Origin of the sequence: Sulfitobacter sp. HI0129, from assembly GCF_001635395.1 — a bacterium.
GTDB lineage: Bacteria > Pseudomonadota > Alphaproteobacteria > Rhodobacterales > Rhodobacteraceae > Sulfitobacter.
On sequence record NZ_LWGH01000407.1, the window covers coordinates 1 to 8,118 of the forward strand.

The following is an 8,118-nucleotide window of genomic DNA, read 5'->3' on the forward strand; positions in this document are numbered from 1 at the left end:
TTTCCTACCGCGAACAGCTTGANGAAGCGGGCCTGTGCTTTTCCGGCATGTCCCCCGACGGTCGCCTGCCGGAGATCGTGGAATGGTCCGATCATCCGTGGTTCATCGGCGTGCAGTTCCACCCGGAACTGAAGTCGAAGCCTTTCGCGCCGCATCCGCTGTTTTCCGATTTCATCCGCGCCGCGAAGGACATGTCCCGGCTGGTCTGACCCGCCCCGCGCCCCGGATCGCGATTCGCCGCCGAAGGGGTGGCAGGAACGGTGCATTCCCGTTGCACCTGCCCGCCAAGGCGGTATTCCTGCTTCCGTGCTGTCCTACCAACATATCTATCATGCCGGAAACCTCGCGGATGTGCACAAGCACGCCCTGCTGGCATGGGTCCTTGCCTATATGACGCGCAAGGACAAACCGCTCAGCTATCTGGAAACCCACGCGGGCCGCGCGCTCTACGACCTGTCCGATGCCGAGGCCGAAAAGACCGGCGAGGCCGCGCAAGGCATCGAACGGATCGAGGACCGCCTGCCCGCCGATCACCCCTATCGCCGCGCCCTTGAAGGTATTCGCGCAGACCACGGGCCGCGCGCCTATCCCGGCTCCCCCCTGCTGGCCGCAAGGTTGCTGCGCCCGGACGACAGGATCGATCTGGCCGAGTTGCATCCGCAGGAGCACGCGGCGCTCGATCTTGCCATGTCGCCCTACCCCGCCCGCTGTCACCGGATGGACGGGTTCGACATGGCCTATGCCCAGTGCCCGCCGACCCCCCGGCGGGGCCTGCTGCTGATTGACCCCAGCTACGAGATCAAGACAGACTACGACGACATCCCCCGCCATATCGCGAAGCTGCACCGCGCGTGGAACGTGGGCGTGATCCTGCTGTGGTATCCGGTCCTGACCTCCGGGGCACATGCACCGATGATCAAGGCGCTGATGGCCGCGCACCCGGATGCGCTGCGCCACGAGGTGCGCTTTCCGCCCGCACGACCGGGTCACGGCATGGTGGGCTCCGGCATTTTCGCGCTGAACCCGCCCTTCGGCATGGCCGAGGCGGCGCGCCGCCTGAACCCGATATTCGACACCCTCAAGCCTGCCCCAACACACCGGAGAACATGATGCCGAAAGGATACTGGATCGCGAACATGACGGTACATGACACTGACGTCTACGACCGTTACCGCCGCGCCAACGCCAAACCCTTCGCCGAATTCGGCGCGAAGTTTCTGGTGCGCGGCGGCACCCAGCAAGGCCGCGAGGGCGCGGCGCGCCCCCGTACCGTCGTGATCGAGTTCCCGAGCTACGCCGAAGCCGTCGCCTGCTATGAAAGCCCCGCTTATCAGGCCGCGCGCGACATCCGGCTCGACGTGTCGGACGGCACGCTCATCATCGTGGAAGGCTACGACGGATGATTGGCCGCCGGAGCGGCGGGCCCTTGCAAAATAGCGCTTGGGCATTCGTCCCGAACTAGGCTAACAGGGCCCATGTTCAGCCGTCTCTTCCCCCGCCGAAAGGTCGCCAAGGCGCCCCTGCCCCAGCCGACGCCGCAGTTGGCCCTGGGCGCGCTGCTGGTGCGCGTGGCCTTCGCCGACCGGGACTACCGTGCGGACGAGGTCGGCCAGATCGACCGGATCCTCGCGCGGACCTTCGGGCTCAAACCGCTGGAGGCCGCGCGCCTGCGTGCCAGTTGCGAGGCCCTGGAACGCGATGCCCCGGGCACGCCGGAATATATCCGTATCGTGCGCGAAGAAGTCGACTACGCCGATCGCAAGGCACTGGGTCGCGCCATGTGGTCCATCGCGCTGGCCGACGGGCACCGGCATGAGGAAGAAGAGATACAGCTTCTCGCCATCGAAACCGCCCTCGGCCTCACCGATGAAGACATCCGCGCGGCCCGTGACGACGCGCTGAAGTCGCTCTAGCGCAGCGGGGGCCAGCCCCCGGACCCCCGAAGTATTTTTAATCATGAGAAAGTGCGACGCAGACGCTTTGCCTTGGCCCTCCGCTGGCCTATATGGCGGTCATGTTTGCTGATTTCCTCAAACGGCTGTCCCAGCCCGATCAGGCGCCGCTGGCCGATGACGATGCCCGCCTAGCCCTGACCGCCCTGCTTGTCCGCGTCGCCCGCGCCGACAATGACTACGCCGCGCGCGAGCGCGCGCGTATCGACCAGATCGTGCAGAAACGCTATGCCCTCCAGCCGGAGGCCGCACAGACCCTGCGTGGCGAGGCCGAGGCGCTGGAGGCGCAGGCCCCCGACACCGTGCGTTTCACCCGCGCCATCAAGGATGCGGTGCCCTATGAACAGCGCCTGTCGGTGATCGAAGCGATGTGGTCCGTGGTGCTGGCAGACGGCGACCGGGCCGATGAGGAGGACGCGCTGCTGCGGCTCGTCTCCAGCCTGCTGGGCATCACCGATCCCGACAGCGCCATGGCGCGCCAGCGGGTCGAGGCGCGCGGCTGAACAGGCGACGTGAGGTTCGCCTTCATTTGCCGGGATTCACGTTGCAAACCCCGGCTTTTTGCCTCTTTATAGCGCCTTGAAACCAGTAACGGCGCCCGTGTGACATCCGAAACCCCCGTCATCGAAATACATGATCTGCACAAGGCCTACGGCGCTCTTGAGGTTCTCAAGGGCGTCAGTATGACGGCCCCGCGCGGGCATGTACTGTCGCTGATTGGCTCATCCGGGTCCGGCAAGTCGACTCTGCTGCGTTGCTGCAACCTGCTCGAAGACAGCCAGCAAGGCGAGATTCGGTTCAAGGGCGAACCCGTCAGTTGGAAAGGCAGCAGCCATCACCGCCGCCCGGCAGATGCAAAACAGGTGCTGCGCATCCGCACGAACCTGTCGATGGTGTTCCAGCAGTTCAATCTGTGGGCGCATATGACGATCCTGCAGAACGTGATGGAAGCGCCCGTTACCGTGTTGGGCCGTGACCGCGCGGAGGTGGAGCAGGCCGCGCGCGGCTATCTCGACAAGGTGGGCATCGGCGACAAATGCGATGTCTACCCCGCACAGCTTTCGGGCGGCCAGCAGCAGCGCGCCGCCATCGCGCGCGCGCTCTGCATGGAGCCCGAGGCGCTGCTTTTCGACGAACCGACATCGGCGCTCGATCCCGAATTGGAGCAGGAGGTCGTCAAGGTGATCAAGGATCTGGCCGCCGAAGGCCGCACCATGATCATCGTGACCCATGACATGAAACTGGCCGCCGATGTGTCGGACCATGTCGTGTTCCTGCATCAGGGACTGATCGAGGAACAGGGCCCGCCGGAAACACTCTTCGGCGCGCCCGAATCGGAACGTCTGCGTGGATTCCTGTCTTCCACGCAGGCTGCATAACCAAGAAACTTCAACGGGAGAAACCACATGAAGACTATTCTGCTTGCCACCACGGCACTGGCCCTGACAGCGGGCACCGCCTTTGCGGATGCGCATATGAAGACCGTGCGCCTCGGCACCGAAGGCGCCTACCCCCCCTACAACTTCCTTGACGACAACGGCGAAGTCGCCGGTTTCGAGCGCGAGCTGGGCGATGAGCTCTGCGTCCGGGCGGAGCTGACCTGCGAATGGGTCACCAACGACTGGGACAGCATCATCCCGAACCTCGTGTCCGGCAACTACGACGTGATCATCGCGGGCATGTCCATCACGGACGAGCGTGACGAGGTCATCGATTTCTCCGATCCCTACACCCAGCCCGACCCCTCCGCCTTCATCGCGATGAGCGATGACGTGGACATGTCGAACGCCGTGATCGCGGCCCAGTCCGGCACCATCCAGGCGAGCCACATCGCCTCCATGGACGGTGCCACGCTGGTTGAATTCGCAACCCCCGAAGAAACCATCGCCGCCGTGAAGAACGGCGAAGCCGATGCGGTTCTGGCGGACAAGGCGTTCCTCGAACCCATCGCGGAAGCAGAAGCGGATCTCTCCATCGTGGGCGATGACGTGCTTCTGGGCGGCGGCATCGGCCTTGGCATCCGCGAAAGCGACGGTGAGCTGCGGGAGAAGTTCAACGCGGCCATCCAGTCCATGAAGGACGACGGCACGCTCAACGAACTGATCGTGAAGCACCTGCCGGGTTCGGCCACCTTCTGATCCCGCCCCGCGCGGTTCCGGAGGGGAGGGCCAGGCGGCCTTCCCCTTCACCCTTTCGCAAATACTCATATCCGTCCTGACCCACGAGCGCCGCCATTTTCGATTTCTGCGCAGATCCTTCGCAACTGGACGGCCTGACCTGGCTCAGCTGCTACCTGACCACGGGCAAGCACATGGCGCTCTATGGATCGGTGGTCGTCGTGCTTGTGCTGCTGGCGATCACGGCCCCGGTCGCGCTGGCCTTCGGGTTTGCGGGTGCTTCTGCCGCGCGGGCGCAGTTCGCGCCCCTGCGCTGGCTGGGCAAGGCCTATATCGCCATCGTGCGCGGCGTGCCCGACATCGCCTTTTTCCTGTTCTTCGTCATCGCCCTCGATCAGGGGATCGAATACCTGCGCCACAAAGCGCTCTGCCCCGGGTGGGACATGCCCATCCGTCAGGGCAATGATTTCGTCGTCTGCCAGGCGGCCAAGATGCCGCTTGGGAACGCGCCGCAATGGGTGCATGAAACCTATGGTTTCGCCCTCGCCGTCCTGACCTTTTCCATCGTGTTCGGGGCCTTTGCCGCCAATGTGCTCTTCGGGGCGATGCGCGCGGTGCCCCATGCCCAGCTTGAAACCGCCGCGGCCTACGGCATGACCCGGCGCCAGACCTACTGGCGCGTGCTGGTGCCGCAGATGTGGGTCTATGCGCTGCCGGGGCTGTCGAACCTCTGGATGGTGCTGATCAAGGCCACGCCGCTGCTGTTCCTGCTGGGGGTGGAGGATATCGTCTACTGGGCGCGCGAATTGGGCGGCTCGAAGACGCCCCGCTTTACCGATTATCCCCATGGCGACTGGCGGATGTGGTATTTCCTCGGGCTTCTTGTCTTTTACCTGATCTTCACCCGGGTATCGGAAAAAGTGCTCGACCGGCTGATGGACAGGCTGACTACCGGTCAGGCCACCACCGGCGGCGAAGCGCGCAGGCGCGCCGCATGAGCTGTCTTCAGACGATACAGGATTACGGGTTGCGCGCCGTAGGGATCGGCGAGCGGTTGCTGCCACGTGACAATTTCACCCTGTGCGAGCAGTTCACCCTGATCGGCTCCGGCATGATCTGGAACATCTATTTCGGCGTCGTGGCACTGGTGACAGGTTTCTTCTTTGCTACCTTGCTGGGGGTGGGCAAGGCGCAATCGTCCCTATGGCTGCGCAAGCCTGCGGAATGGTTCATCTTCGTCTTCCGCGGCTCGCCGCTCTTCATCCAGTTCTTCTTCGGCTATTTCCTCTTTCTGACTCTGAAATCCCAATACGACTTCTTCGACCCCTTCACCGCCGCTTGGCTGGGGGCTTTGATCGTCCTCTTCTGCAACACCGCCGCCTACTCGGGTGAGATTTTCTATGGCGCGCTGCAATCCATCCCCAAGGGAGACGTGGAAGCCGCGGATGCCTACGGTCTGACCGGCTGGACAAGGTTCAAGCGGGTGATCTGGCCCACCATGTTGCGGCTGGCCTGGCCCGCCTACACGAACGAGGCGATCTTTCTCTTCCATGCCACGACGCTGGTGTTCTTCACCGGGTTCCCGGCATGGCAGCAGCGCGGCGATGCGCTCTATTACGCGAGCTATTTCGCGGACAAGACGTTCAATCCCTTCATCCCCTATCCGATCCTCGCAGGCTATTTCATCCTGCTGACAATTTGCGTCATCGCGGCCTTCGGTGCGGTCAACGCCCGGTTGAACCGGCATCTGCCGCAGGCAAACCGGCGCAAAATTCGCTTGCGTCCCAATCTGATCCGGTAGTATCCAACATTTGATCAAATTATCCGGCGCGTGGGCGTCGGATGCCCTTCGCCGCCCCGGCCAAGCCGCATTTCTCATGCCCACCGCCTTACAGGTGACGTATGAACAACTGGCTCCGTAAGCATCCTCAGGTCCGGACGATCCGCGTGGCCGCGGCCGATCTGAACGGGCAGGCCCGTGGCAAACGCATCCCCACCCGTTTTGCCGACAAGGTCACGACCGAAGGCACCCGTTTTCCCATGTCGGTGCTGAACCTCGACATCTGGGGCGAAGACATCGACGACAGCCCGCTGGTGTTCGATTCGGGCGACGCCGACGGCGTGCTGAAACCGACGGAGCGGGGCTTCATGCCCATGCCGTGGCTCGATGCGCCCACCGCGCTGCTGCCGATCTGGATGTTCCACGAAGACGGCCGCCCCTATGCGGGCGATCCGCGCCATGCCCTGCGTGCCGTGCTCGACCGCTACCGCGAACGCGGCCTCACCCCCGTCTGCGCGGTGGAACTGGAATTCTTCCTGATCGACGATTCGGGCCGCAAGTTGCAGGTGCCGCTCTCACCCCGATCCGGCAAGCGCCGCAAGGCCGCCGAGACGCTTTCGATCCGCGCACTCGACCAGTTCGATGAATTCTTCACCGATCTCTACGACGCCTGCGAAGAGATGGATATTCCCGCCGATACCGCCATTTCCGAAGCGGGGCTGGGCCAGTTCGAGATCAATCTGATGCATTGCGACGACGCGCTGCGCGCCGCCGACGATGCCTGGCTCTTCAAGATGCTGGTGAAGGGCCTTGCCCGCCGTCACGGCTTTGCCGCCAGCTTCATGGCCAAACCTTACGAGGATTATTCGGGCTCCGGCCTGCATACGCATTTTTCGGTGCTGGATACCGAGGGCGAGAACGTCTTCGACAACGGCGGCCCCGAAGGCACAGCGATGATGCGCCACGCGGTCGCCGGTTGCATGAACGCGATGTCGGGCTGCGCCCTTGTCTTCGCGCCGCATCTCAACAGCTTTGACCGCATGGTGCCCGGCGCCCATGCGCCCACGGGTATCTCATGGGCCTATGAAAACCGCACCTCCTCCATCCGCATCCCTTCGGGCAGCCACAAGGCGCGGCGGATCGAACACCGCGTGTCGGGCGGCGATGTGAACCCCTATCTGATGCTGGCCGCCGTGCTGGGTGCCGCGATGAACGGGATCGAGGACGAGGTGGAACCCCCCGCCCCCATTACCGGCAACGCCTATGCCGCCAACCTGCCCCAGATTCCCGGCGACTGGCAAAGCGCCATCGACGCCTTCGAGGCCAGCCCCGAGGTCGCGCGCATCTTCGCGCCCGAGCTTATCCGCAACTTCGTCCTCACCAAGCGGCAGGAATTGCATTACATGCAGGAACTGACCCCCCAGGAACAGGTCGAGATCTATCTCGATACGGTGTGATCCATGAAAATCGGCATCCTTCAGACAGGCCATTCCCCGGACGACTTCAAGGAGAAGCTGGGCGATTACGGCCAGATGTTCACCAAGCTGCTCGCCGGGCACGACTTCGACTTTCAGATCTGGTCCGTCGTGGACAATGAATTCCCCGATGACGTAGGCCAAGCCGACGGCTGGCTCATCACCGGCTCGAAACACGGGGCGTATGAGCCGCATGACTGGATCCCGCCGCTCGAAGAGTTCATCCGCGAAACCCGCGATGACGGTCGCCCCATGATCGGCGTCTGCTTCGGCCACCAGATCATCGCACAGGCCCTTGGCGGCAAGGTCGAGAAATTCGCGGGCGGCTGGTCCGTGGGCCGCACGGAATATGAACTGGAAGGGAACCGCGTGGCGCTCAACGCCTGGCATCAGGATCAGGTCGTCGAACGGCCCGAAGGGGCACAGGTCATCGGTTCTTCCGACTTTTGCGAAAACGCGGCCCTGCTTTACGGTGACAGCATCTGGACGATCCAGCCGCATCCCGAATTTAACCACGATTTCATCGACGGTTTGATCAAGACCCGGGGCAAGGGTGTCGTACCCGATCACCAGTTGCAGGAAGCCAGCGCGTTGCTGGACGCCCCCATCGACAATGCAACCGTCGCGGACCGCATGGCCGCGTTCTTCAAGGAAAACCGAAAGAAAGAGAGGCCCTGATGGCCGACTGGATGGATGAACTCCCCGCATCGGCACGGCAATACCTCGATGGCAAACGCCTCGACGAAGTGGAATGTATCATTCCCGATCTACCGGGGATCGCACGCGGCAAGGCG

11 protein-coding genes are annotated in these 8,118 nt (G+C 63.4%); all 11 read left to right on the forward strand.

Going from position 1 to position 8,118, the window contains the following annotated elements; genetic code table 11:
• The coding region (locus A3764_RS10835) for a glutamine amidotransferase-related protein (protein ID WP_443069377.1) at positions 1-209 on the forward strand (209 nt) is incomplete at its 5' end.
• Positions 210-306: 97 nt separating this feature from the next.
• Entirely contained in the window at positions 307-1,110 is an 804-nt protein-coding gene (locus A3764_RS10840; RefSeq protein WP_067928190.1) for a 23S rRNA (adenine(2030)-N(6))-methyltransferase RlmJ, read from the forward strand.
• Positions 1,110-1,403, forward strand: a complete 294-nt coding sequence (locus tag A3764_RS10845) for a DUF1330 domain-containing protein (RefSeq protein WP_067928194.1) — start codon at positions 1,110-1,112, stop codon at positions 1,401-1,403. Before A3764_RS10840 ends, A3764_RS10845 begins: the two co-directional genes overlap by 1 nt.
• Before the next feature lie 72 nt (positions 1,404-1,475).
• On the forward strand, positions 1,476-1,913 hold the full coding sequence (locus A3764_RS10850) for a tellurite resistance TerB family protein (protein ID WP_067928198.1): 438 nt from the start codon (positions 1,476-1,478) through the stop codon (positions 1,911-1,913).
• A 101-nt stretch (positions 1,914-2,014) separates the two neighbouring features.
• The gene (locus A3764_RS10855) at positions 2,015-2,455 is read left to right on the forward strand and encodes a tellurite resistance TerB family protein (RefSeq protein WP_067928238.1); all 441 of its coding nucleotides are present in this window, start codon (positions 2,015-2,017) and stop codon (positions 2,453-2,455) included.
• 99 nt (positions 2,456-2,554) lie between these two features.
• Complete coding sequence (locus tag A3764_RS10860; RefSeq protein WP_067928201.1) at positions 2,555-3,331, forward strand: ABC transporter ATP-binding protein; 777 nt, start codon at positions 2,555-2,557, stop codon at positions 3,329-3,331.
• Between the two features lie 27 nt (positions 3,332-3,358).
• Positions 3,359-4,090 carry a transporter substrate-binding domain-containing protein gene (locus tag A3764_RS10865; RefSeq protein WP_067928205.1) on the forward strand — a complete coding sequence of 244 codons (732 nt, stop codon included), beginning with the start codon at positions 3,359-3,361 and terminating at the stop codon, positions 4,088-4,090.
• Between the two features lie 95 nt (positions 4,091-4,185).
• Positions 4,186-5,067, forward strand: coding sequence for an ABC transporter permease (locus tag A3764_RS10870; RefSeq protein WP_067928208.1), 882 nt, complete (start codon positions 4,186-4,188; stop codon positions 5,065-5,067).
• Positions 5,064-5,870, forward strand: a complete 807-nt coding sequence (locus tag A3764_RS10875; protein ID WP_067928211.1) for an ABC transporter permease — start codon at positions 5,064-5,066, stop codon at positions 5,868-5,870. Before A3764_RS10870 ends, A3764_RS10875 begins: the two co-directional genes overlap by 4 nt.
• Positions 5,871-5,971: 101 nt before the next feature.
• Positions 5,972-7,306: a glutamine synthetase family protein gene (locus A3764_RS10880; protein ID WP_067928214.1), complete on the forward strand. Its 1,335-nt coding sequence runs from the start codon at positions 5,972-5,974 to the stop codon at positions 7,304-7,306.
• Positions 7,307-7,309: 3 nt separating this feature from the next.
• Positions 7,310-8,002, forward strand: a complete 693-nt coding sequence (locus A3764_RS10885) for a type 1 glutamine amidotransferase (RefSeq protein ID WP_067928216.1) — start codon at positions 7,310-7,312, stop codon at positions 8,000-8,002.
• Positions 8,003-8,118: the final 116 nt, after the last annotated feature.